This is a genomic window from Shewanella sp. SM32 (assembly GCF_025654235.1).
Taxonomy (GTDB): domain Bacteria; phylum Pseudomonadota; class Gammaproteobacteria; order Enterobacterales; family Shewanellaceae; genus Shewanella; species Shewanella oncorhynchi.
Window position 1 is genome coordinate 1 of sequence record NZ_JAKKRO010000178.1, and the last position, 604, is coordinate 604.

General features: G+C 58.2%; 1 protein-coding gene. It reads left to right on the forward strand.

The window, feature by feature from the left end:
* Positions 1-604: VCBS domain-containing protein (locus L5M10_RS24060; RefSeq protein ID WP_263256115.1), on the forward strand; the 604-nt coding region annotated here is incomplete at both ends.

The window sequence follows — 604 nt, forward strand, 5'->3', positions numbered from 1 at the left end:
GAAGACGGCGATTCCGACACCCTGCCAGGCACAGTACAAACGGTGGCTGGCACCTTAACCGTCACCGACGTCGACAACGGCGAAGCGGTATTTCAAGTGCAAACCAATGTYGCCGATGGCAACTACGGTTTCTTCAGCATTGATGCCGACGGTAACTGGACCTACACCTTAAACAACAGCCACAGCGACGTGCAGTCACTCAAGGCGGGTGAAACCCTGACCCGTGACATMACGGTCACCAGTGCCGATGGCACCGCCAGCCACACCGTGACCATCACCATTGTCGGCGCGAACGATCCCGCTGACATCACGSTCGGTAACGGCGACAGCGATGCYGGCACCGTCACCGAAGACGGCGATACCGACACCTTGCCAGGCACAGTACAAACGGTGGCCGGCACCTTAACCGTCACCGACGTCGACAACGGCGAAGCGGTATTCCAAGTGCAAACCAATGTCGCCGATGGCAACTACGGTTTCTTCAGCATTGATGCCGACGGTAACTGGACCTACACCTTAAACAACAGCCACAGCGACGTGCAGTCACTCAAGGCGGGTGAAACCCTGACCCGTGACATCACGGTCACCAGTGCCGATGGCACCG